The sequence below is a fragment of the Mesorhizobium comanense genome, assembly GCF_005503535.1.
Lineage (GTDB): Bacteria > Pseudomonadota > Alphaproteobacteria > Rhizobiales > Rhizobiaceae > Mesorhizobium > Mesorhizobium comanense.
The window spans coordinates 232164-255888 of the sequence record NZ_SCNN01000009.1; the positions used below are offsets into that span (position 1 = coordinate 232164).

At 63.5% G+C, this 23725-nt stretch carries 19 protein-coding genes and 1 tRNA gene; 11 read left to right on the plus strand and 9 right to left on the minus strand.

Annotated features, from left to right (window positions below; all coding sequences use genetic code 11):
- Positions 1 to 176 precede the first annotated feature (176 nt).
- Positions 177 to 917, plus strand: coding sequence for a polysaccharide deacetylase family protein (locus FFS37_RS17755; RefSeq protein ID WP_137932249.1), 741 nt, complete (start codon positions 177 to 179; stop codon positions 915 to 917).
- Between the two features lie 31 nt (positions 918 to 948).
- On the opposite strand, the gene FFS37_RS17760 is transcribed toward FFS37_RS17755, so the two are convergent.
- Both FFS37_RS17760 and FFS37_RS17765 read right to left on the minus strand, forming a co-directional pair.
- Entirely contained in the window at positions 949 to 1338 is a 390-nt protein-coding gene (locus tag FFS37_RS17760) for a DUF427 domain-containing protein (RefSeq protein WP_137932250.1), read from the minus strand.
- Between the two features lie 241 nt (positions 1339 to 1579).
- The gene (locus tag FFS37_RS17765) at positions 1580 to 1933 is read right to left on the minus strand and encodes a hypothetical protein (RefSeq protein WP_137932251.1); all 354 of its coding nucleotides are present in this window, start codon (positions 1931 to 1933) and stop codon (positions 1580 to 1582) included.
- A 318-nt stretch (positions 1934 to 2251) separates the two neighbouring features.
- Here FFS37_RS17765 and FFS37_RS17770 point away from each other — a divergent pair, with 318 nt between their 5' ends.
- Together FFS37_RS17770 and FFS37_RS17775 are read left to right on the plus strand one after the other, a co-directional pair.
- Positions 2252 to 3880, plus strand: a complete 1629-nt coding sequence (locus FFS37_RS17770; protein ID WP_137932252.1) for a fatty-acid--CoA ligase — start codon at positions 2252 to 2254, stop codon at positions 3878 to 3880.
- A gap of 81 nt (positions 3881 to 3961) precedes the next feature.
- Positions 3962 to 4750, plus strand: coding sequence for a DUF1499 domain-containing protein (locus FFS37_RS17775; protein ID WP_137932253.1), 789 nt, complete (start codon positions 3962 to 3964; stop codon positions 4748 to 4750).
- Positions 4751 to 4910: 160 nt separating this feature from the next.
- On the opposite strand, the gene ppdK is transcribed toward FFS37_RS17775, so the two are convergent.
- The gene (gene ppdK / locus FFS37_RS17780) at positions 4911 to 7589 is read right to left on the minus strand and encodes a pyruvate, phosphate dikinase (protein WP_137932254.1); all 2679 of its coding nucleotides are present in this window, start codon (positions 7587 to 7589) and stop codon (positions 4911 to 4913) included.
- A 226-nt stretch (positions 7590 to 7815) separates the two neighbouring features.
- Here ppdK and FFS37_RS17785 point away from each other — a divergent pair, with 226 nt between their 5' ends.
- From FFS37_RS17785 to FFS37_RS17795, 3 genes are all read left to right on the plus strand, one after another.
- Positions 7816 to 8160, plus strand: coding sequence for a VOC family protein (locus tag FFS37_RS17785; protein WP_137932255.1), 345 nt, complete (start codon positions 7816 to 7818; stop codon positions 8158 to 8160).
- Between the two features lie 117 nt (positions 8161 to 8277).
- Positions 8278 to 8352, plus strand: a tRNA-Gln gene (locus FFS37_RS17790).
- 156 nt (positions 8353 to 8508) lie between these two features.
- A complete protein-coding gene (locus tag FFS37_RS17795; protein WP_171026318.1) occupies positions 8509 to 9381 on the plus strand; it encodes a phytanoyl-CoA dioxygenase family protein in 873 nt (290 codons plus the stop codon).
- Positions 9382 to 9470: 89 nt separating this feature from the next.
- On the opposite strand, the gene FFS37_RS17800 is transcribed toward FFS37_RS17795, so the two are convergent.
- Entirely contained in the window at positions 9471 to 10370 is a 900-nt protein-coding gene (locus FFS37_RS17800) for a LysR family transcriptional regulator (protein ID WP_137932256.1), read from the minus strand.
- 125 nt (positions 10371 to 10495) lie between these two features.
- Here FFS37_RS17800 and FFS37_RS17805 point away from each other — a divergent pair, with 125 nt between their 5' ends.
- A complete protein-coding gene (locus FFS37_RS17805; RefSeq protein WP_137932257.1) occupies positions 10496 to 12133 on the plus strand; it encodes an ABC transporter substrate-binding protein in 1638 nt (545 codons plus the stop codon).
- 493 nt (positions 12134 to 12626) lie between these two features.
- Positions 12627 to 13814, plus strand: a complete 1188-nt coding sequence (locus FFS37_RS17810; RefSeq protein ID WP_137932258.1) for an alginate lyase family protein — start codon at positions 12627 to 12629, stop codon at positions 13812 to 13814.
- 180 nt (positions 13815 to 13994) lie between these two features.
- On the opposite strand, the gene smc is transcribed toward FFS37_RS17810, so the two are convergent.
- The 3 genes from smc to FFS37_RS17825 form a co-directional block, all read right to left on the minus strand.
- Positions 13995 to 17453 carry a chromosome segregation protein SMC gene (gene smc / locus FFS37_RS17815; protein WP_137932259.1) on the minus strand — a complete coding sequence of 1153 codons (3459 nt, stop codon included), beginning with the start codon at positions 17451 to 17453 and terminating at the stop codon, positions 13995 to 13997.
- A 57-nt stretch (positions 17454 to 17510) separates the two neighbouring features.
- Positions 17511 to 18254, minus strand: coding sequence for a DsbA family protein (locus tag FFS37_RS17820; RefSeq protein WP_137932260.1), 744 nt, complete (start codon positions 18252 to 18254; stop codon positions 17511 to 17513).
- Between the two features lie 164 nt (positions 18255 to 18418).
- A complete protein-coding gene (locus tag FFS37_RS17825; RefSeq protein ID WP_137932261.1) occupies positions 18419 to 18919 on the minus strand; it encodes a DUF721 domain-containing protein in 501 nt (166 codons plus the stop codon).
- Positions 18920 to 18971: 52 nt separating this feature from the next.
- On the opposite strand from FFS37_RS17825, the gene mutY reads away from it, so the two are divergent.
- Both mutY and FFS37_RS17835 read left to right on the plus strand, forming a co-directional pair.
- Positions 18972 to 20102, plus strand: coding sequence for an A/G-specific adenine glycosylase (gene mutY, locus FFS37_RS17830; RefSeq protein WP_232375701.1), 1131 nt, complete (start codon positions 18972 to 18974; stop codon positions 20100 to 20102).
- 116 nt (positions 20103 to 20218) lie between these two features.
- Positions 20219 to 20830: an HAD family hydrolase gene (locus FFS37_RS17835; protein WP_137932263.1), complete on the plus strand. Its 612-nt coding sequence runs from the start codon at positions 20219 to 20221 to the stop codon at positions 20828 to 20830.
- 60 nt (positions 20831 to 20890) lie between these two features.
- On the opposite strand, the gene FFS37_RS17840 is transcribed toward FFS37_RS17835, so the two are convergent.
- Complete coding sequence (locus tag FFS37_RS17840) at positions 20891 to 22024, minus strand: site-specific DNA-methyltransferase (RefSeq protein WP_137932264.1); 1134 nt, start codon at positions 22022 to 22024, stop codon at positions 20891 to 20893.
- A gap of 178 nt (positions 22025 to 22202) precedes the next feature.
- Between FFS37_RS17840 and FFS37_RS17845 the strand changes: the two genes are divergently transcribed.
- Positions 22203 to 22892 carry an HAD family hydrolase gene (locus FFS37_RS17845; RefSeq protein WP_137932265.1) on the plus strand — a complete coding sequence of 230 codons (690 nt, stop codon included), beginning with the start codon at positions 22203 to 22205 and terminating at the stop codon, positions 22890 to 22892.
- A 42-nt stretch (positions 22893 to 22934) separates the two neighbouring features.
- On the opposite strand, the gene FFS37_RS17850 is transcribed toward FFS37_RS17845, so the two are convergent.
- Entirely contained in the window at positions 22935 to 23669 is a 735-nt protein-coding gene (locus FFS37_RS17850; RefSeq protein ID WP_137932266.1) for a hypothetical protein, read from the minus strand.
- Positions 23670 to 23725: the final 56 nt, after the last annotated feature.

Below are 23725 nucleotides of genomic sequence, written 5' to 3' on the forward strand. Positions count from 1 at the left end.
GAAACGCACACTGCGCGCGAATCCCGGTCAGCCAGGCCGTGTTCCGGCGGCTCGCTCAACAGGCCGTCGGTCAAATTGCCGTGTCAGGCGCTTTTCTGCTATCCATCGTCCCGATTTCCGCCTTCTTACGGGTTTTCAGGATACCGGCTTCAGCAGTCAGTCAGGAATTCGGTTCGATGCGTGCCTTGCAAAGACATTTCTCTGTGCTCGCCATGTCGTTGGCGGTGATATCCGCCGCCCATGCGACCCCGCTGGTCGAACCGACGCTGCGCATCAAGCCGTCGGCGAACGGAGCCGGCCACGTGGCCCTGACACTTGATGCCTGTGGCGGCCAGACCGACACGCGCATTCTCTCGGCGCTGGTGGAAAACAAGATACCCGCCACCATTTTCGTCACCGGCATCTGGCTGAAGCGGAACGCTGCGGCCGTGGCGATCATGCAGGCGCATCCCGACCTGTTCGAACTGGAGAATCACGGCGGGCGCCATGTTCCGGCGGTCGACACGCCGCAGAAGATCTATGGCATAAGCAGCGCCGGCAGCCCGGAGGCCGTGCTGGCCGAAGTCGAGTCGGGCGCGGCGGCACTTGCCAGGACCGGTCAGCCGGCGCCGAAATGGTTCCGTGGCGCAACCGCCGAGTACAGCCCTTCGGCGATCGCGATGATCCGCAAGCTCGGCTTCAAGATCGCCGGCTTCTCGATCAACGGTGACGGCGGCTCGCTGCTCGGTGCCAAGGAAACCGCCAGGCGCATCGCCGCCGCCAAGGACGGTGACGTCATCATCTCGCACATCAACCAGCCCACCCACGCCGCCGGTCAGGGCGTGGTCCAGGGGCTGCTGGCGTTGAAAGCCAAGGGCATGACGTTCGTGCGCCTCGACGACGCCGACGGAATGGGCAATCACGGCACCACCGATTGATTGTGCGCGCTGTGTGCCTTCAGGCCGGGGTTCAGCCCGGCTCGGCTTCTATGCTGACCTTGCTGGCGTAGAACGCGCCATGGTCGCGGATTTCGGCCATTTCGTCGAAGGGATGCCGGTAGGCCCACATCGCGTCCTTGCCCGCCTCGCCGGCCGGCAGCACGCTCCAGTAGCTGGCATCGCCCTTGTAGGGGCAATGGGTCGAATGGTCGGTGCCGCTCAGCCGGTCGAAATCGATGTCGGCGAACGGAATGTAGAAAGTCGCGGGATAAGGCGTTTCGGTCAGCACCTTTGCGTTGGTGGACGAAGCGACGATCGTCTCGCCGGCGCGCACCGTGACAGTGCCGACATAGGGCTCGATGGTGATAATCTTGTCGGGATTGCGTGCGAAGCCCGGTGCCGGGTTGGCGATCTTGTCCATGCAGGTTCCTCCTGGAGCCGGATGATTTCAGGTCTGTTCGACCTGAAATCATCCGGCTCTAAATCAAAGAGATAGAGCATGATGTCGTCCGAAAACCGCTTCACACTTTTCGGCATCATGCTCTAGGGTCGCCCATTAAGGTGTGGCGGCCAGAGCCGTTGCGCAAGGTCGGTCGGCATCAAGAAAACGCGCGCGCTCCATCAGGCGCGGCAATGCAACGCTTTCGAGCGGTGGACGAGGCTCAAGCGGCGGTCTTGAAGGCGTCCATCAGTCCGGCATAGGCGGCAGCGATTCCGGCCACCGGATTGCTGCTGCGCGAAACCGTTTCGACTTTCAGCGAGCCGCCGCCGGTCGGCAAGGTCAGCAACAGGAACTGGCGATTGCCACCATCGCCGACGGATGCGGCCGCGACATGCTGGCCTTCGCCTTCGTTCTGGACGCACATCTTGAACAATAGCGTGCCGCCGACGGCTTCAAGAGCGCCACCGACAACTTCAACAAATTCGTCTTCGGAAACCGTCTTTTCGTCCGGCACCAGATCGGCCAGGCTTTCGGCAAGCGTACTCTCGAGGACCTTATCGTCGAGCGCGTCCATGCGAACCTCTTTCAGTCGCCATCGAACCCCTTTTCCCGTTAACGAAACTTAACGCCGAGGATGGCCGGATTATGGCACTTTTGGCGGCCAGACCGATCAACAGAGATTGCAGCGATGTAACGGAGTTGAGCCTCCCGCCACACGAATGGCAGGAGAATACCGGGCCTTCGAAATCAGAAACGCAGCCGGATTCAACACGTTGCCGGGAGCAACCCGAAAGCGCACTTCGAGCCCGCCGTGCAAACGATGACTGGACAATCCGCCGGTTCGCTTCACAATGAACCAACGACGACGCACAAAGCGCAGGGGAGGAACGGAATGCTGGGGCTGATGCAGGAATGGCCGCTGTTGTGCCATAAGCTCATCGACAATGCCGAGCGGCAGCATGGGGTGCGCGAGATCGTGTCGCGTTCGGTCGAAGGGCCGATCGTACGGACCACCTATGCCGACATCCATCGCCGCTCCCTCAAGGTCGCCCAGCGGCTGGAACGCGACGGCTACAGGTTGGGCGACCGCATCGCCACGCTGGCGTGGAACACCGCGCGTCACATCGAGGCCTGGTACGGCATCATGGGCATCGGCGCGATCTATCACACGCTCAACCCGCGCCTGTTTCCCGAGCAGATCGTCTGGATCATGAACCATGCCGAGGACAAGGCCGTCTTCGTCGACCTTACCTTCATCCCTCTGCTGGAGAAGATCGCGGGCGCCGTCAAATCGCTGAAGAAGGTGATCGTGCTCACCGACAAGGCGCATATGCCGCAAACGGCGCTGCCCAATGCCGTGGCCTATGTGGAGTGGCTTGAGGAAGCCGATGGCGACTTCGCCTGGAAGAGCTTCGACGAAGGCACCGCCGCCGGCATGTGCTATACGTCAGGCACGACGGGAGATCCCAAGGGCGTCATCTACAGCCATCGCTCCAACGTCCTTCACGCCATGATCGCCGCCATGCCCGACGCCATGGGTCTGTCGGCGCGCGACACCATCCTGCCCGTCGTACCGATGTTCCATGCCAATGCATGGGGGCTCGGCCAGAGCGCGCCGATGATCGGCGCCAAGCTGGTCATGCCCGGCTGCAAGATGGACGGCGCCTCGATCTATGAGCTGCTCGATACGGAGAAGGTGACCTTCAGCGCCGCCGTGCCGACCGTGTGGATGATGCTGCTGCAATATCTGGAGGAGACCGGCAGGAAGCTGCCCTATCTGAACAAGGTCGTTATCGGCGGCTCGTCCTGCCCGCGTGCGATCATGACGAAATTCCAGGACAATTACGATGTCGAGGTGATCCATGCCTGGGGCATGACCGAAATGTCGCCGCTCGGAACGCTGTGCACGCTGAAGCCGGAATATGCCGCTCTCGAGGGCGACGCCCGGCTGGATGTCAAACAGAAGCAGGGCTACGCGCCCTTCGGCGTCGAAATGAAGGTGACCGATGACGAGAACAACCCGCAACCCTGGGACGGCAAGACCTTCGGCCGGCTGAAGGTACGCGGCCCGGCTGTCGCCCGCGCCTATTATGGCGGGGCCGGCGCCGAACAATTCGACGAGGATGGCTGGTTCGACACCGGAGATGTCGCCCACATCGATGCCGGCGGCTACATGCAGATCACCGACCGCGCCAAGGACGTCATCAAGTCGGGCGGCGAGTGGATTTCGACGATCGACCTCGAGAACCTGGCCGTCGGCCACCCTGACGTCGCGGAAGCCGCCGCGATCGGCGTCCAGCATTCGAAATGGGGGGAACGGCCCCTGCTGGTCGTCGTCGCCAAGCCGGGCAAGGAACCGAGCAAGGCCGATATTCTCGACTTCATGAACGGCAAGGTGGCGAAGTGGTGGATGCCCGACGATGTCGCTTTCGTCGGCGAAATACCGCACACCGCCACCGGCAAGATCCAGAAGCTCACCTTGCGCCAGCAGTTCAGGGATTACCGCCTGCCGACGGATTGATGGAAAGTTTCGTCTTTCGGCTTCAAGCCGCCGCGAAAAGGCACTAAACCTCCGTCCGGGGCTGGGGCAGCGCAGAGAACGATGGTTAGCATTCCCGAACGGCAGACGTCGAAGGCCGCCGGCTGGTCGCGGCGCACGGCCGCGTTTTCAGCCGTGCTTTTGCTCACGGTCTTTACCGGGCATCATTTCGATCTCGTCGAAACGCCCGTGTTCCTGTGGGTGCTGGCGATCGTCGCGCTGCTGGCCGCGCTGGCGCTGATCTTTGCGGCACTGGCCTTTTCGAGGTTGTGGCATTTCGGCGACCGGGGCGGCCGCGACCTGACGGTCGGCGCCTTGCTGGCACTGCTGGTGCTTACCCCCTATGGCGTTGCCGCTTACTGGGCGACGATCTATCCACCACTGCGGGACATCTCGACCGATTTCGACGATCCGCCGGGGCTAGACGTAAGCGACCGGACCAAGGATATGAATGTGCTGTCGCCGGCGACACCAGGCGAACAGCGCCTGCAAACCGACAGCTATCCGCTGGTCAACGCGCGCAGCTATGACCTGCCGTTCGAAACCATCGTCAACGCCGTCGAGACCGTGCTCGACCGGCGCGGCTGGGACCTCTCGGAGCCCTACCCCGACCTGGCCGCGGGACAGAGCGACGTCACCATTACCGCTGTCGCCAAGGGCTTTGTGCTCGGCCTCCCGTCCGACGTGGCGATCCGCATCGCCGATGACGGCGACAGCGTCATCGTCGACATGCGCTCGGCTTCGCGCTACGGCCGCTACGACCTTGGCGACAATGCAGCGCGCATCACCGATTTCCTGGGAGAACTCGACCAGGAAGTCGCCGGCCAGGTCGGAGCGGCGCCGGCGGAGTAGCCTTGGCGAAACTATCTGTCCGCCTCCCCACGGCCGCAGGACAGGGACTTCCATAAATCGGCATATGAAACCGCCATCGGGCGAGCGCTCGCTTCCGCGCCTGCGCGGAAGCGACGTTGGAGCGATTTCGACGTCGGTGATCTGCCCGGCTGAAAACGACTCAGCCGCGTCCAGCCTTAGCCGCTTGCACGGCCGCCTGAGCGGCCGCCAGCCTGGCGATCGGCACGCGGTAGGGCGAGCAGGAGACATAGTCGAGGCCGACCTCCTCGCAGAAGCGGATCGAGGCCGGGTCGCCGCCATGCTCGCCGCAAATCCCGAGCTTGATGGCGGGCCGCGTCGACTTGCCCTTTTCGGCGGCGATGCGCACCAGTTCGCCGACGCCTTCGACGTCGAGCGAGACGAACGGGTCCTGCTCGATGATGCCCTTCTGCCGATAGGTCTCCAGGAACGAGGCGGCATCGTCGCGCGAAATGCCGAAGGTGGTCTGCGTCAGGTCGTTGGTGCCGAAAGAGAAGAACTCGGCGGATTCGGCGATGACATGAGCCCGGATCGCCGCACGCGGGAGTTCGATCATCGTGCCCGTGAGGTAGTCGATCTTGACGCCGCTCTCGTCCATGACGCTCTTTGCGACCGCATCGATGCGCGCCTTGACATAGTCGAGCTCCTTCACGAGGCCGACCAGCGGCACCATGATTTCGGGAACGACCAGCGCGCCAGCCTTCTTGCCAGCCTCGACAGCGGCCTCGAAAATGGCGCGCGCCTGCATCTCGGCGATCTCCGGATAGGAGACGGCCAGCCGGCAGCCGCGATGGCCGAGCATGGGGTTGAATTCGTGCAAGGCTTCGGTGCGCTGCCGCAGCTTGTCCGGCGATACGTTCATGGCTGTCGCGACCTCGGCGAGTTCGGCCTCGGTCTTGGGCAGGAATTCATGCAGCGGCGGGTCGAGCAGGCGGATCGTCACCGGCAGGCCGGCCATGATCTCGAACAGTTCCAGGAAATCGGAGCGCTGCATGGGCAGAAGCTTGGCCAAAGCGGTGCGCCGGTCTTTCTCGGTATCGGCCAGGATCATCTCACGCATGGCGACGATGCGCGCGCCGTCGAAGAACATGTGCTCGGTGCGGCAGAGCCCGATGCCTTCGGCGCCGAAGGAACGCGCCATGCGGGCATCGAGCGGCGTTTCGGCATTGGTGCGCACCTTCATGCGGCGCACCGCGTCGGCCCATTCCATGATGGCGGCGAAATCGCCAGACAGTTCGGGCTGCAGCATGGCGACCGCGCCTTTCAGCACCTGGCCGTTGCCGCCATCGATGGTGATGATGTCGCCCTTGCGGAAGGTCTGGCCCATGGAGAGCAGCGTGCCGGCCCGGTAGTCGACCCGCAGCGAGCCGGCGCCCGAGACGCAAGGCTTGCCCATGCCGCGCGCGACGACAGCGGCGTGGCTGGTCATGCCGCCGCGCGTGGTCAGGATGCCTTCGGAAGCGTGCATGCCGTGAATGTCTTCGGGACTGGTCTCGATGCGCACCAGGATCGCCTTGCGCCCTTGCGTCTTGAGGTCCTCGGCATCGGCGGAGGAAAAGACGATCTCGCCGGTGGCTGCCCCCGGCGACGCTGGCAGGCCGACGCCGATGACGTCGCGCGCCGCCTTCGGATCGATGGTGGGATGCAGCAACTGGTCGAGCGAGGCCGGGTCGATGCGGGTAACCGCCTCCTCTTTCGAAATCAGGCCGTCCCTCGCCATCTCGACCGCGATCCTGAGCGCGGCCTTGGCGGTGCGCTTGCCGGACCTTGTCTGCAGCATCCACAATTTGCCGCGCTCGATGGTGAATTCGAGGTCCTGCATGTCGCGGTAATGCTTTTCCAGGCTGTCGGAAATGGCGACGAAGGACTGGAAGGCATCCGGCATGAGCTTTTGCAGCGACGGCTTGTCGGAGCCGGCGGCGATGCGGGCGGCCTCGGTGATGTTCTGCGGCGTGCGGATGCCGGCGACGACATCCTCGCCCTGCGCGTTCACCAGGAACTCGCCATAGAGCTGCTTTTCGCCGGTCGAGGGGTTGCGGGTGAAGGCGACGCCGGTGGCGGAGGTCTCGCCCATGTTGCCGAACACCATGGCCTGCACGTTGACGGCGGTGCCCCAGCTTTCGGGAATGTCGTGCAGGCGCCGATAGGTGATGGCACGGTTGTTCATCCAGCTGGAGAACACCGCACCGATGGCACCCCAGAGCTGCTCATGCGGGTCCTGCGGGAACGGCTTGCCGAGTTCTTCCTCGACCTTGGCCTTGTACAGCGCGATCACGCCCTGCCATTCGATGGCCGTCAGTTCGGTGTCGAGCTCATGGCCGAGGCCGGCTTTCTGGTCCTCCAGGATTTCCTCGAAGACCTCGTGATCGAGGCCCATGACGACATCGGAATACATCTGGATGAAGCGGCGGTAGCTGTCATAAGCGAAGCGCGCATCGCCCGAGTCGCTTGCCAGCGCCTCGACCGTCTCGTCGTTGAGACCGAGATTGAGCACGGTGTCCATCATGCCCGGCATGGAAGCGCGGGCCCCTGAACGGACCGACACGAGCAACAGCTTCGACGGGTCGCCGAAACGGCGGCCGGTCAGCCGGCCGATATGGTCGAGCGCGGTTGCAACATCGCCCTCAAGGCCGGTCGGGTAGGTGCGGCCGTTGGCGTAGTAGGCATTGCAGACCTCTGACGTAATGGTGAAGCCCGGCGGCACCGGCAGGCCCAGGCTGCACATCTCGGCCAGATTGGCGCCCTTGCCGCCCAACAGATTCTTGTCGCCGGCACGGCCTTCCGCCGCACCATCGCCAAAGGTGAAAACCCATTTGGTCATGCTTAGCTCTCCGATTGCAGGAGATTGGAAAGATTGGCGAAACGGAAAGTTCCGCCCGTGTCCGACATCGGAGCGATAGGATGCTGCAGTGCGAAAGGCAAGCGCCGGGGAAAGCCGGATCGCCGCTACAATCGATTAACAGAAAGCCAGCTCCCAGGATGCGGCAAAAAGACTTGCCACATTACAACCGGGAGTATAGAACATAAAGGGAACAAAGAGGTGTTTCATGAGACTGCCCGGAAGGCTCGATTATCTGGAAATGCCGGCGACCGGCGGGACGCTGGACCGGTTGAAGGCATTCTACAGTGCGGCCTTCGCCTGGTCGTTCACCGATTATGGGCCGACCTATTCGGCTTTCGCGGAAGGGCTGGACGGCGGTTTTCAGGCCGATGCCGCCGAAGCTCCGGCCAAACCGCTGCCCGTGCTCTACAGCAGGCAGTTGGAGGAGACGATGCGTGCCGTGGAAAGTGCCGGCGGGACGATCGTCAAACCGATCTTCGCATTTCCCGGCGGCCGGCGTTTTCATTTCATCGACCCGGCCGGCAACGAACTGGCCGTCTGGAGCCAATAGGCATCTCACCGCGTGGCCAACGCAGCTGTAGACTGCCGTTCTTGGGCTCGCTCATAAGGATTGTGCTTTTCGGCTGCTCTGCTAAGAACGCGCCGCACAAGCGACTCTGACGGCTATTGGGGCGTCGCCAAGCGGTAAGGCATCGGTTTTTGGTACCGACATTCCCAGGTTCGAATCCTGGCGCCCCAGCCACACCATTCCTGCGATATCCCACCTGCGCGCGACAGCTTTTTCGCCTCGCTGCACTTTCCCGATAATCGGGAAAGTCGATGCCGAAATCCTCGGCTTATCGCCCGCGGTCTCTTCGTTACGATCCCCGCAGATCATCAGACAGGGATTGCCACGGACATGTTGACGGACAAGCAGGCGCGCGAGGCGGTGGAGCAGTACCGCGAGGAAGGCTACGCGGTGGTTCGGCAATTCGTCGACGGCGACGAGATGATCCGGTTGAAGAAGGAGACGGATGCTGTCTATGCCGAGGGGCTGAAGCACCACGCCACCTACAGGGACGGCAACCTCAACTTCCAGATCCTGCCGGAGTCGGATTTCGGCCAGCGCTATGTGCTGCAGGCCTACTGGTTTTCCTGGATCAATTCCTATTTCGAGGAATTCCGGCGCAGCCCGAGCTACCTGAAGCTGCTCGAAGGCCTGATCGGACGCGACATCAAGCAGATCGCCCAGCAGCTGCACTGGAAGCCGCCGGGCGCCAATGTCACCGGCTACCGTTTCCACCAGGATCTGCGCTTCCGCAACCAGGCCGCTTTCGACAATGTCGCCGATGCGACGGTGACGACGGGCCTGGCGGTCGACCGCGCAACGCTCGACAATGGTTGCCTCCAGGTGGTGCCCGGCAGCCATAAGCTCGGCTATCTCGGCCTGTCCGACGAGGGCAAGGGCGAGTTGATGAAGGGGCTGACCGCCGAGGAGGAATTGCGCAAGGTCGGCATCGACCCGGCAACGATCGTGCCGCTGGTCCTGGAGCCGGGCGATCTTGCCATGTGGGGGCTGCTGACCGTCCACGGTTCGTCGCCGAACCTGTCCCAGCATGACCGTGCCTTTGCCCTGTCGAGCTATGTAAGGGCCGATTCCACGCAGCGCGGCGAATGGGCATTCCGGGACGGCGTCTCCGTGCCGCTCGGCAAGACGCCGGCGCTCTGCAAATACGAGAAGCTCTTCGAGGAGCCGGGGCCGATGTACGACACCACCGCCTGGTGGAAATGACGCCGTCGAGTTTGCCGTTGGGCGCAAAGGGGGCTTGGCGTTCGCGCCAGGCCCCCGCCGGCGTTGGGAAGCAATCCTGCAACGATGTTTCAGGCGGTGAAGTCGGCCGACAGTTCGCGGATCAGGAAATCGACAAAGGCCCGGACCTTGGCGGCGATATAGGTCCGATGCGGATAGAGCGCATAGATCGGGCTGGAGCCCGGCCGGAACTCATCCAGTTGCACCTCCAACCTTCCATCGGCGATCGCAGCATCGACCAGGAGGCTCGGCAGATTGCCGATGCCGAAGCCCGCGATCGTCATCTGGTAGGCCGCCTCGACACTGTTGGTGGAGATGCGCCCGCCAATGGGTGCGTCGAACGGGCCGTCCGGTCCGATGAACGGCCATGTGCCCAGCCGCTTGGCGAAGTTGCTCAAAACGCAGGAATGGATTGCCAGCTGATCCGGATGGCTCGGGCGGCCATGCCTGTCCCAGTAGTCGGGCGTGGCGCAGACATAGTTGCGGACCTCGCCCAGACGCCGCGCGATCAGGGCCGAATCCGCCTGGCCGCCGAAGCGGATGGCGACGTCATAACCTTCTTCGACGATGCCGACCACGTAACGGGCGGTGAGGTCGAATTCGATCGAGGTCAGCGGGTTTTCTTCAAGAAACCTGGGCACGAGCTTGGTGATGCGGGTGTGGCCAAGGACATTGGAGCAGGAAACCCGGATCAGGCCGCGCGTCTGCCGGTGCAGGCCGCGGGTCGAATCCTGCAATTCGGAAATGTCATCCAGCAGGCTGCGGGCACGTGGGGCATAGTCGCGCCCCGCCTCGGTAAGGCTGAGGCGCCGGGTGGTGCGGTTGATGAGCCGCACGCCAAGATCCTCTTCCAGCTCCTTGATCGTGCGGCTGACCGCCGTCGTCGACATGTTGAGATCGCGCGACGCCGCCGAGAGACTGCCGAGCAGGCAGACCCGGTCGAATACGCGCATGGCGGTCAGAAGATTCATCGCGGCCTCCCCTCGCCGCTTTGGCTCCAGCGGCCACGGCTTTCCACAAAAGACAGCGCCCGCCCCACGAACGGCAAGGGCATTGCACCAAATTTCGACGTAAAATCAACAATGGGAGAAACGATATGACATCCAAGCCTCTTCACCCCGCGATCGAGACGTTTTGGCGGGATGTAAAAGCCGGCGCGCTCAGCCGCCGCGAATTCCTGGCGCTGGCCAGCGCCTTTGGCGCCAGCACCGCGGCCGCCTACGGGCTCATCGGCCAGCCCGTTCCGGCCTTGGCCGAGGAACCCGCCCAGCCCAGGAAAGGCGGCATCGTGCGTGTCGCCATGCAGGTGATGGAGCTCGAGGATCCGCGCAGCTTCAAGGTTTCCCAGATGGGCAACATCGCCATGCAGTTCCTGGAACCGCTGGTGCGCTGGAAGCCGGATTTCACCTTCCAGCCAGTGCTGCTGCAAAGCTGGGACATCAACGCCGACGCAACGGAGTACGTTCTCCACGTGCGGCCCGGCGTCAAATGGTCGAACGGCGACGAATTCAGCGCCACGGATGTGGCCTTCAACATCACCCGCTGGTGCGAAAAGGGCGCCCCCGGAAATTCGATGGCCGGACGCATGAGCTCGCTGATCGATCCCGAGACGAAGGCCGCACGGGCCGGTGCGATTGCGGTTCGAGACGAGCACACGGTGGTGCTCAAGCTGTCTCAACCCGACATCACCATCATCCCGGCGATGACCGACTATCCGGCCCTGATCGTCCACCGCAGCTTCAATCCCAAGCAGGCGCCTCTGTCGGCAAACCCGATCTCGACCGGTCCGTTCGAACTCAAGAAGCTCGATGTCGGCGTCGCCGCCTCCGCGCGCAGACGCCCGGATGGCTCGTGGTGGGGCGGCGACGTGTTTTTGGACGGCATCGACTGGATCGACTATGGCACAGACTCTGCCGCCACCGTCTCGGCCTTCGAGTCCGGCGAGATCGACCTCAACGGTCAGACGCAGTCCTACGATGTCGCCATGCTCGACGGGCTCGGCCTGAAGAAGAGCGAGATCGTCACCGCCGCCACGATCGTTTCGCGCTGCAACGTCAATGCCAAACCCTATGACGACAAACGCGTTCGCAATGCCATTCAGCTTGCGGTGGACAATGAGGCGGTGCTGCAGCTCGGCGCCAACGGCATGGGCATGGCGGCGCAGAACGATCACGTCGGGCCGATGCATCCCGAACACGCCGACCTGCCGCCGATCAAGCGCGATCCGGCCAGGGCCAAGGCATTGCTGGAGGAAGCCGGCCAGCTCGATTTCGAGTTCGACCTGATCTCGGTCGAGGCCGACTATCGCAAGGAAAGCTCCGACGTCGTCGCCCAGCAGATGCGCGATGCCGGCTTCAAGGTGAAGCGCACCGTCATCCCCGAATCCGCGTTCTGGAACGACTGGACGAAATATCCCTTCGCCACCACGAACTGGAATGCGCGTCCGCTCGGCATCCAGACCTACGCGCTTGCCTATCAGAGCGGCTCGGCCTGGAACGAGACCGGTTTTGCAGACCCGGAATTCGACGCCAGGGTTCACAAGGCCAACGCCATTGCCGATGCGGATCAGCGTCGCGCCGTGATGAAGGAACTGCAGATCATGCTGCGGGATTCCGGCATCATCGTCCAACCCTATTGGCGCAAGCTGTTCTGCCATATGAAACCCGCCCTGATGGGCTACCAGATGCACCAGGCCTACGAGCAGGACTTCACCAAGGCCTGGCTCGCCGCCTGATTGCGGGGCGACAGGGCGGCGCATCCTGCAGCGCCGCCCTTGCCATCTCTTCTCATTATGCGTGTCGCCCCGTGGCCACATTGTCGAGAACCGATGAGGAGCAGTTCAGGCTTCGCATAGGACACGACGCACAGATGCGCCCACACGCGCCTCGCCTCGACGTATCGTCGAGGATCCGTGGCTGCGTCGCGGGATCCAGTGCCTGACAAGGGGCACGAGACGTACCGGTTTCTTTGTCAGTCATCATCGGCGTGCTCCAGTTCATGGGGAGAGCTTATCTTCGCAGCGATGAGGTGAAACCCGCTTTGGCAGACAACAACCTTCCCACAAAACGGGAAAATTCGACCTCGTGCACCGGAAAAATCGCCGCGGTTTCAGGCAATGGCATCTCGACTTTGCCACGACAAAGACGTCCGCCTACGCTCGAAAAAAACAAAAATGGCGTTCAGGTTCGCGCTTCGCAAGATAACCGTTCCTGTCAGGAGTTATTCAGTTGGGCTTTTCATTCCGAGGCATTCGCGGGCTCGCCGGCGCGCTGGCCATGATCTTACCCGGCCCGTCCGCCGCGAGCGCGGATTCGGGCGCTTTCGTCCATCCCGGCGCCCTGCATACCCAAGGCGATTTTGCCCGCATGAAGACCGAGGTCGCTCAAAAAGCGCAGCCTTGGACAGATGACTGGAACATTCTGATCAAGAACCCTCATGCATCGCTCAGTTGGGCGCCACGCCCCGTCGAGATGGTCTATCGCGGGGCTGATGGCACCCACCCGCAAAACTATTCCATACTCTTCAACGACACAGCAGCGGCCTACGCGCTCGCCTTGCGCTGGAAGATCAGTGGCGACGACGCCTATGCCGATAAGGCCGTCGCTATCCTGGATGCGTGGTCCGGAAAATTGGCTGGGATCGATGGCACCTCGGACAAGTTTCTAGCGTCCGGCATCTACGGTTATCAAATTGCCAACGCGGCCGAGATCATGCGCGGCTATCAGAAGTGGCCTGCAGCGAACTTCGATCGTTTCAAAACGATGATGCTGAAGCTGTTCTATCCGATGAACCACGACTTCCTGGTCCGGCACAACGGCGCGAAGGTCGATCACTACTGGGCCAACTGGGACCTGGCGAACATGGACTCGATGCTTTCCATCGCCATCCTCGCCGACCGGCGGGACATCTATAACGAGGCAATCGACTATTTCAAACACGGCAAGGGCAATGGCGCCATCGACCACGTGGTTTGGAAGCTTTATCCGGATGGTCTGGGACAAACGCAGGAAAGCGGCCGCGATCAAGGACACAACACGCTCAATGTCGCCCTGTTGGGCGCGTTCTGCCAGATGGCATGGAACCAGCATGACGACCTCTTCGCCTACGAAGACAACCGGGTCCTGAAAGGCATCGAATACATCGCTAGATATAACCAGGGCGGGGACGTTCCCTACACGCCTTACAGCAACAGCGATGTGACCCAGGCCATTATTTCAAGCCAGGGTCGCGGCGATAAGCGCCCGGTTTGGGAACTGTTCTACAACCACTATGTCGTCTTGAAAGGCCTCGATGCGCCCTACCTCATCGCGGCCGCCAAAATGGTGCGCCCGGAAGGCGGCGGCGGCAATTATGGTCCTAACAGCGGCGGCTTCGATCAGCTTGGATATGGAACCCTCACCTATACATTGAAATAGCGTCAGACGGGCCTGGGCCCATCTTTGGGGATTTTGGATAAAGAGGTGCCGCGCTTCGACTGAAGTGCTCTCGCCCCTTCGACCGGGCTGGAGAATTTCCCCTTCCTGCGAACTCGTGGCGGATGGGATGCGCCCGAGCCCTTCACGAGCGATATCGGCGGCCTGTTGCCGATGGCTTTGTCAGCTCGCCTCGCGCATCGCTTCGGCCGCCTGCAGATCGACCGATACAAGCTGGCTGACGCCCTGCTCGGCCATGGTCACGCCGAAAAGCCTGTCCATGCGGGCCATGGTGATGGGATTGTGGGTGATGATGACGAAGCGCGTCTCGGTGGTCTTGGCCATCTCGTCCATGAGATTGCAGAAGCGTTCGACATTGTGGTCGTCGAGCGGTGCGTCGACTTCGTCGAGCACGCAGATCGGCGCCGGGTTGGTCAGGAAGACCGCGAAGATCAGCGACATCGCCGTCAGCGCCTGCTCGCCGCCCGACAGCAGCGTCATGGTCTGTGGCTTCTTGCCGGGCGGGCGGGCCAGAATTTCAAGGCCGGCCTCGAGCGGGTCCTCGGATTCGATCAACTGCAATTCCGCGGTGCCGCCGCCGAACAGGTGCGAGAACAGGCGCTGGAAATGGCTGTTGACCACGTCGAAGGCGGCCAGCAGCCGCTCGCGGCCTTCGCGGTTGAGGCTCTGGATCGCCTGCCGCAGTTTGCGGATCGCCTCGATAATGTCCTCGCGCTCGGAAACGATGGTCTCCAGCCGGTCGGAGAGTTCCCTCTGCTCCTCCTCGGCGCGCAGATTGACGGCGCCGAGCCGTTCGCGTTCGATCTTGAGGCGGTCCAGCTGGCGTTCGATCTCGCCCATCTCGGGCATCGGATCGTCGGCTTCCAGCCCCGTGTGGCGGATGACCAGATGCGGCGGCGTGTTCAGCGTTTCCTGGATGCGCGCCTCGACCTCCAGCCGGCGCTCGTCGGCCGCCGTCAGCCGCTCCTCGGCGCGGGCGCGCGTTTCACGCGCCTCGGCCAATGACTGGATGGCGCCGGTGGCCAGCTTGTCGAGCTCGGCCTGCCTGTTTTCCGCTTCCTGCAGACGGTCGGCGGCCGCCTTGCGCAAGGCCTCCGCCTCGGTCAGTTGCGACAGCAGCGCGCGACGCTTGGCGTCGATTTCGTCGGGCGCGTCGGCCAGCCGCTCGCGTTCCGCTTCGGCCTCGGCCTTGCGCTCGCCCAGCGAAGCGATCTGGGTGGAGGCGTTTTCGGCACGCACCAGCCAGTTGCTGCGCTCGGCGCCGATGGCATCGAGCCGGCGCGTGCGCGACTCGGCTTCGCGCCGCAACCCTTCATGGACGGCGCGTGCATCGGCCAGAGTTGCGCGGTCGCGCGCGACATTGGCCGAGGACTGTTCGAGCTGCAATTGCAGGTCGCCGAGATCGGGCGCGTCCTGCAGCAGCATTTCGGCCTCGACAAAGGCGGCCGATGTCTCCTCATGGCTGTCGACGATGCGGGCGCGCGCTTCATCGAGCGCGGCGCGACGGCTCGACAGCTCGCCGCCAGCCTTCTCGGCCTCGGCCAGCGCATTGCGGGCAGCGTCAAGCCGGTGCTGAGCCTCGCGTCCGGCCTGGCGCGTGTTGCGCTCGGCCTCGCTTGCCAGCCTGAGCGCCTGTTCGGCCTGCGCCAGGAGTTCCTCCGCCTGACGCAGCACAAGCGTCGCCTGCACCGCTTCGGCATCGAGCTCGGCGAGCCGGTTCTTCTGCGCCAGTTTCTGCGCCGCGGCGGTCGGCGCGTCGGCGCTGGCGGTGAGGCCGTCCCAACGCCATAGCGCGCCTTCGCGGCTCACCAGCCTCTGGCCAGGCGCGAGCAGCCCTTGCAAGCGGCGGCCGTCGGCGGCCTCGACAATGCCGATCTGCGCCAGACGGCGCGCAAGCTGCGCGGGCGCACGGACGACGCTCGCCAGGCTCCTGACGCCTTCCGGCAGGGCAGCGTCGCCGGCCTGGAGCTGGCTCTCGCCCCAGTGCACCGGCGCGCTACGGTCGAGCGGGACATCGAGATCCTCGCCCAGCGCCGCGCCCAGCGCCGTTTCGAATCCCCGCTCGACGCTGATCTGCTCCAGCACGGCCGGGAAGAGATCGCCGCTGGCGGCATTCAGGATCTTGGCCAGCGTGCGCGCCTCGGTCTCGATGCGCGCCAGTTCGGCCCTGGCGTCCTGAAGCGGCGGCCGGGCCGCACTCTCGCCGGCGCGGGCATCGACGACGGATTGCTCTGCCTGCGACACAGCCTCTTCCGCCGCCTCCAGCAACGCAAGGGCCTGCTCGACCAGGACCCGCTTCTCCGCCGGGTCAGGCAGACCCGCTACCTTGGAGAGAATGTCCGACAATTCGCGGTCGACCTCGGCGAGCTGGCGGGCGAAGCGGTCGCGACGCTCGGCTGTTTCGCGCAAGGTGCGCTCGATCTGATGGCGCGAAGCGGCGGCCTCGGCGCGTTCGGCGGTCAGCGCGGCGAGCCTGGCTTCGCTTTGCGCGAGCGTCGAGGCGGCCTGTTCGAATGCCGCGCGGGTCGTGGCTTCACGCTCGGCGGCACCCGCATTCTCGGAATTCAAAGTTGCTTCCTCGGCGCGCAGGCGTTCGAGGACATCGGCATTGTCGCGCACCATCCGCTCCTCGCGGGCGATGTCGCCGTCGAGTTGCTGCAACCGGCGCTCGATTTCGGCCTGGCGGGCACGAATGCGTCCGGCCTCCTCCTCGATCTGCGATTTGGCGATCGAAAGGCGCTGGAATGCCGCGGCGGCCGCCGCTTCGGCATCACGCAGGTCAGGCAGGCGATGGGCGCCGATGCCCTGCTCCCGTGCGGCCGCCATCTGCGCGGAGGCACGGTCGCCGACCAGGGCGGTGGCGGTGGCCAAGGCCGAGCGCGCCTCACCTTCCTGGGTTTTCGCCAGCGTCCAGCGCAGGTGCAGGAGCGTGGCTTCGGCCTTGCGGATATCGGCCGACAGGTTCTTGAAGCGCGAAGCCTGGCGGGCCTGGCGCTTGAGGCTTTCGATCTGGCTTTCCAGTTCGCCGACGACATCGTCGAGGCGTTCCAGGTTCTGCTCGGCCGCCTTGAGCCTGAGCTCGGCCTCGTGGCGGCGCGTGTGCAGGCCGGAGATGCCGGCAGCCTCTTCCAGCAGGGCGCGGCGCGCCTGTGGCTTGGCCTGGATCAGTTCGCCGATACGCCCCTGCCCGACCATGGACGGCGAGCGCGCGCCCGTCGACTGGTCGGCGAACAGGAGCTGCACGTCCTTGGCGCGCGCCTCCTTGCCGTTGATGCGGTAGAGCGAGCCGGCCTCGCGCTCGATGCGGCGCGACACCTGCAATTCGTCGGCATCGTTGAAGGCAGCGGGCGCCGAACGGTCGCTGTTGTCGAGGAAAAGCGTGACTTCGGCGGTGTTGCGCGCCGGGCGCGTGCCGGAGCCGGAGAAGATCACGTCGTCCATGCCGGACGCGCGCATGTTCTTGTAGGAGCTTTCGCCCATCACCCAGCGCAACGCCTCGACAAGGTTCGACTTGCCGCAGCCGTTCGGCCCGACAATACCCGTCAGGCCGCGTTCGATGACGAACTCGCCGGGCTCGACGAACGACTTGAAACCGAGGAGGCGGAGGCGCGAAAATTTCATTCACGCGCCTCATAAAGGCGGGCGCCGCAGCGCCGCCGCTTCAGCGCCGAGCTGATGTCAGAGCAGAGGGTCGATGATGGCCGACATTTCCTCAATCGACATCGCCCCTTTGTAGGTCTTACCGTTGATGAAGAAGGTCGGCGTCGAGTCGACCTTGAATTCATTGGCGCCGCGCTTCTGGACCGATCTCACATCGTCCAGAAGTTTCTGGTCCGTCAAGCAGGCTTCGAAGGACTCCTGTGTAAAACCGGCAAGCTTCGAGATTTGCAGCAGCGCGTCCTTCGTGTTCGACACGCCGACCCAGTTCGCCTGCTGCTTGAACAGCACGTCGACCATCGGAAAATAGTTATCCTTGGCGCAGCGTGCCAGCATGAAACCGGCTTCCGCGCTCGGATCGAACGGGAATTCGCGCAGGATGTAGCGGGCCTTGCCGGTGTCGATGTACTTCGTCTTCAGATCCGGGAACGTGGTTTCGGCGAAATGCGCGCAGTGCGGGCAGGTCATCGAGGCGTATTCGACGATGGTGACCTTGGCGTCGTCCTTGCCGAGCTGCTTGTCGGGCAGCGCGCCCGGCTTCAGCAGTTCGGCCATATCGACGGTGCCCTGCGCCTCGGGCGCCTGCACCGCGGCAGGCGTGGCCGGCTTCGCGGGGGTTGCCGGGTTCGCGGGCTTCACATCGGCCGCCTTTGCCTCCTCGCCGGAGTCACTGCAGGCGGCGAGCAGGGCGACCGCCGGAATAGCGGCCAGCGACGACAGGACGTTTCTGCGAGAAAGGCTTGGGCCAGAGGGGGAACGGCTCATACGAATCACCTGACAAGGGTTGGATTTTGCAATGCAAAGGCACGAAAAGGCGAGAGTTGGCGCGAATTAAGGCATCCCTGTCCCCAATCCAATCGCGAAACCTGACAAGGGTGATCACGAATGCGCGAGATTAACGACAAACCTGTGACTTTTTCCAGTCAGAACTAGACTTTCCTGCCGCCGAGAATTGTCGCACCCAGCCTTTCCAGCGAGGCACGCAGTCCATCATCCTCGATCAGCCCGACAGTATCGGACAATTTCGACTTTTCGGCCTCGGTCAGCGGCCTGAGAGTGGGCCGGGATCGGGTTTTGCCCGAGATCACCGGTTTCTGCAGGATCTTGATGCGGCCAATCGCGGTGAAGCCGAGGAAGGCATTGACCCTGTTGATGATCTCGCCCGCCTCGTGCTGCAGATGGAGCGCGGCCATGCCCTCGCAGGCGATGACCAGCACGGCGGGCTCGAAGGGATCGTCCTCGTGCAGCCGCCGAGGCCACTGGATTTTCTCGGGCCGGGAACTCCTGGCGAGGCGCGGGCCCGCAATCTCTTCCCAGGACTGGACGAGACCGATGGATATGCCCGCGCGCTTGCGCAGCACCGGGTCGAGGATGTCGGTGGCGAGATCGCTCACCGGAACAGGATTGCCGAAGGGCCTTTTCCCTGCCATGTGCGTTCTCCAGCCACGACCCAGCACAACAGGCCAAGCCAATACGAAATCAATGGCACCCGCAGATCAGACCCGCAAGGCCCAGAACGACAAGGCCAATTCTGACAAGGCCGCGTCAGACGATATCGCGTCGCGCCTGCTGGACTGGTACGACGCCCACCACCGCGAACTGCCATGGCGCATCACGCCGCGCGAGCATGCAAGTGGCGTGCGGCCCGACCCCTACCGCATCTGGCTGTCCGAAGTCATGCTGCAGCAGACCACCGTCGAGGCGGTGAAATCCTATTTCCGCGCTTTTGTCGAGAAATGGCCTGATGTCGAGGCGCTTGCGGCGGCGCCGACCGAGGACGTGATGAAGGCCTGGGCCGGGCTCGGCTACTATTCGCGTGCCCGCAATCTGAAGGCCTGCGCCGATCTGGTGGCGGCGCGCGGCGGCCGATTCCCCGACACCGAGGCCGCCTTGAAGGACCTGCCCGGCATCGGCGCCTACACTTCGGCGGCCATCGCGGCGATCGCCTTCGACCGCCCCGCCGCCGTCGTCGACGGCAATGTGGAGCGCGTCGTGACCCGGCTGTTCTCGATCGCCACGCTGCTGACCGAAGCCAAACCGGAAATCCGCAACCATGTCGAGCGCATGGTGCCGTCGCGAAGGCCGGGCGACTTCGCCCAGGCGATGATGGATCTCGGCGCCACGATCTGCACACCGCGCCGCCCGCGCTGCATGCTGTGCCCGTTGCGCCAGGACTGCAGCGCGATCCTGTCAGGCGATCCGGAGCGTTTCCCCGTCCGCCTGCCGAAAGCCGACAAGCCGCAGCGGCGCGGTGCGGCTTTCGTGGCCGAGCGGGACGACGGCGCCATCCTTCTGCGCAAGCGGCCGGAAAAGGGCCTGCTCGGCGGCATGACGGAAGTGCCGACCACGGCCTGGACGGCGCGGGTCGACGGCGCCAGCACGCAAGCCGCCGCGCCGTTTTCGGCGAACTGGCGCCGGGCCGGAACGATCACCCACGTCTTCACCCATTTCGCCCTCGAACTCGAAGTCTTCCACGCCCATATCGAAGGCAATGCGCCCGCAGGGCATTTCTGGTCGCCTGCCCCCGAGATTTCCGGGGAGGCCCTGCCGACTGTCATGAAAAAGGCAATCGAGGCTGCGATACCCGGCGCGACCAAAGCGCGTCGAGTGTGAGGTGATCACACCTCGACGCGCGTTGGATTGTTTAATTTGTGCATGTCGTTTTCCCAAAACCGCTGCACACTTTTGAGCGACATGTACAAAGCAACGCCGGCATTGAAAGAGGCCTCATGACTGAAATCCGCCACATCGTTTTCGACATCGGCAAGGTGCTGGTCCACTACGATCCCAACATTCCCTTCAGCCGGCTCATTCCCGACGAGACAGAGCGGAAATGGTTCTTCGACAATGTCTGCACGCATGACTGGAATATCGAGCAGGATCGCGGACGCACATGGGAAGAGGCCGAGGCGCTGGCGATAGCGGACCATCCCGAGCATGCCGAGAACATCCGAAACTTCCGCCGCCACTGGCACGAGATGGCGCCGCATGCCTACGACGACAGCGTCGCGATCCTGGAAAAGCTGATCGACACCGGCCATGACGTGACACTGCTGACCAACTGGGCCGCCGACACGTTCGTCGAGGCGCGTGGCCGCTTCCCGTTCCTGGACCGCCCGCGAGGCATAACCGTGTCCGCCGAGATCGGGCTGATCAAGCCGGACCGCAGGATCTACGACCACCATGTCGCATCATTCGGCCTCGATCCGGCGGCGTCGCTGTTCATCGACGACAGCCAGAAGAATGTCGACGGCGCCAAAGCGGCCGGCTGGCAGGCGGTGCTGTTCACCGATGCCAAGATGCTTCAAGCAGATCTTGAACGGCTCGGAATAAAGGCGTGATCTGAATCGCTTCGGGCGACCCGCTGAGATTTTGATTCAACGCGGCCGCGTGGCAGGAGGTCAGCCCCCTGCCCGCTCCATGCCAAGGCGGGCGATGCGGCGAAGCTCGTCGATCGGGGTCAGGCCGCCGCTTCGTTCATAGTGCCAGAACGTCCAGCCGTTGCAGGCATCCAGCCCCTGCACCTCGGCGCCGATCTTGTGGATAGAGCCGGCACTGTCACCGATCGCCACCGTGCCGTCGGCACGCACCTTGGCTGCCCAGCGCTTCTTGGCGTCGTAGAGCGTGGCGCCCGGTGTCATCAGCCCGGTGTCGATCAGGCTGACGAACGCGACACGCGGCTCGGCGCGCTTGCCGGTCAGCAAGGTGAGATCGGCATCGTCGAGCGGCCGCACCGCATCGATGCGCTCATTGGCGGCATCGATATAGGCCTGCTCGCGCTCGATGCCGACGAAATGGCGGCCAAGGCGCTTGGCCACCGCACCGGTGGTGCCGGAGCCGAAGAAGGGGTCGAGCACGACGTCGCCGGGCTTGGTCGAGGCCATCATGATGCGGGCGAGAAGCGCTTCGGGCTTCTGCGTCGGATGCAGCTTGTCGCCATTGTCGTTTTTCAGCCGCTCCGCACCGGTGCAGATCGGAAACAGCCAGTCCGAGCGCATCTGGATATCGTCATTCGATGCCTTGAGCGCCTCGTAGTTGAACGTATAGCCCTTGCCCTTCTGATCGCGCGAGGCCCAGATCATGGTCTCATGAGCATTCTGGAAGCGGCGGCCGCGGAAATTCGGCATCGGGTTGGTCTTGCGCCACACGACGTCGTTGAGGATCCAGAAGCCCAGATCCTGCATCTTGGCGCCGACACGGAAGATGTTGTGATAGGAGCCGATGACCCAGATCGTGCCGTTGGGCTTGAGCACCCGCCGCGCCGCCAGCAGCCAGGCACGGGTAAAGGCGTCGTAGGCTTCAAAACTCTCGAACTGGTCCCAGTCGTCGTCGACCGCGTCGACCTTGGACTGGTCGGGCCGGTGCAGATCGCCGTCGAGCTGCAGATTGTAGGGCGGATCGGCGAAGATGACGTCGATGGATTTTTCAGGCAGCCGGTCGAGCGCTGCGACGCAATCGCCCTTCAGGATCGTGTCCAGCCATTCGGATTGCTGGGGAGCGTGGGAAAGCTCGTCGAGAAGACGCACGGCAGACATGTTTGCACCCAAGGCACGCGTTACTGTTTACTCCCCGTTATGGTTACCGATCAGCGTAAATATTCGGTGAAGCTTTAGCGGTTGCGTGGAGCGGTTTGCGAAGCGGTGCCCATTGGTGTATGCCGCGCCGCCTGAGCCCATAGCGGCCGTCACCCATTCTCATTGCCCCTGGAACATCATGCCCCAGCCAGATCTTGTCATCTTCGATTGCGACGGCGTGCTCGTCGATTCCGAAATCATCGCCGCGCGGGTCGAGGCTGAACTGATCACCCTTGCCGGGTATGAGATCTCGGCGGAGGAGATTGCCGAAAGCTATGCGGGCTTGACCTTCAAGGACATCCTCATGCGGATCGAGGAGAAGTCCAAGATCCCGTTCCAGGCGTCGCTGATCGACCGCGCGGAAGACCTGGTCGACCGCAAACTGCGCAGCGATGTCCGCGCCATAGAGGGCGTGCGCGAAGCCGTGGCCTCGGTCACGACGCAGCGCTGCGTCTGTTCGAACTCACGCTCCGAGCGCATCGAATTCATGCTGGAGAAGGTGCATCTGCTACCATTCTTCGCCGGCCGTATCTTCTCGGCGATGGAGATACCGACCGGAAAGACCAAGCCGGCGCCGGACGTCTTCCTGTATGCCGCCGAGAAACTCGGCGCCAACCCGGCCAACTGCTTCGTCATCGAGGATTCGGTCCACGGCGTCACCGGCGCCAGGGCGGCCGGCATGCGCGTGATCGGCTTCACCGGCGCCGGCCACAGCTACCCCGGTCATGCCGACGCGCTGACCGAAGCGGGTGCGGAAACGGTCATTCGGCGCTGGGCGGAACTGAAAAGCGTGATCGCGGCGCTGTCGGAATGGTCCGAAGACGCCTGACGAGTGTGCGCCCGGCGGGACGCACGCCGTGTGCAGGTCCGCTCAGTTCGTTGCGGCGGCCTTCTTCCTGTGTGTCTTCTTCTTAGGCTTGTCGGTCGTCGCCTTCGGCGTGGTCTCGTCGTAGCCGGCATAGGCCTGATAGTCCTGCGCGGACGGGGCGGGCACGACAATGTTGGAATCGATGAAGACGAACTGGGTGGCGACCGAAGGATCCGTGACCTGCACCTGATACTGGTGAATCTGCGAATAAAGCACGTCGGTGCCATGCATAACCGCGGTGCGGATCGGCATGGTGATGGTGCCTGGCGCGAACTTCGGTCCCGGCACGATCTTGCCGGCTACCGCGATCTTCATCGTCAATTGTCCGTTGTCGTTGCCGCAATCACGGGTCACGTCGCTGATCGAGGCCTGATAGATGATCCTTGCCGAATCGTCGGGCGGCGTCGCAGCGGCGGCATCGGCCGCGGCCTGGGCCGCCGCATCGGCGGCGGCGTCACCGGTCTTTTTGATCCTGGGCTTGGGCTTCTGCACGTCCTTGGTGTAGGTGTTGAAGAAGGCGGTGCCGTCGCGCACCGTCACTTTCGGGCAATAGGCCCGCAACTGGCTGGCCATTATCTTGGGATCTTGCGGCGGAGGGGGTGCCGTCGGGTCCTTCTTCTTGCCGAAGCCGAGGTCCAGGATGCCATTGTCGCCTGATTGGCAACCCGCGGCGGCGAGCATAAAGCCGGTCATCGCCAGACCCGCCAAAAAGCGACCACGTGATGTACGAAACGCCATGAAACTGCACTTCCCTCTCGCAAAGCTGGTGACGTATATCAACCGCGCGGCAAAAA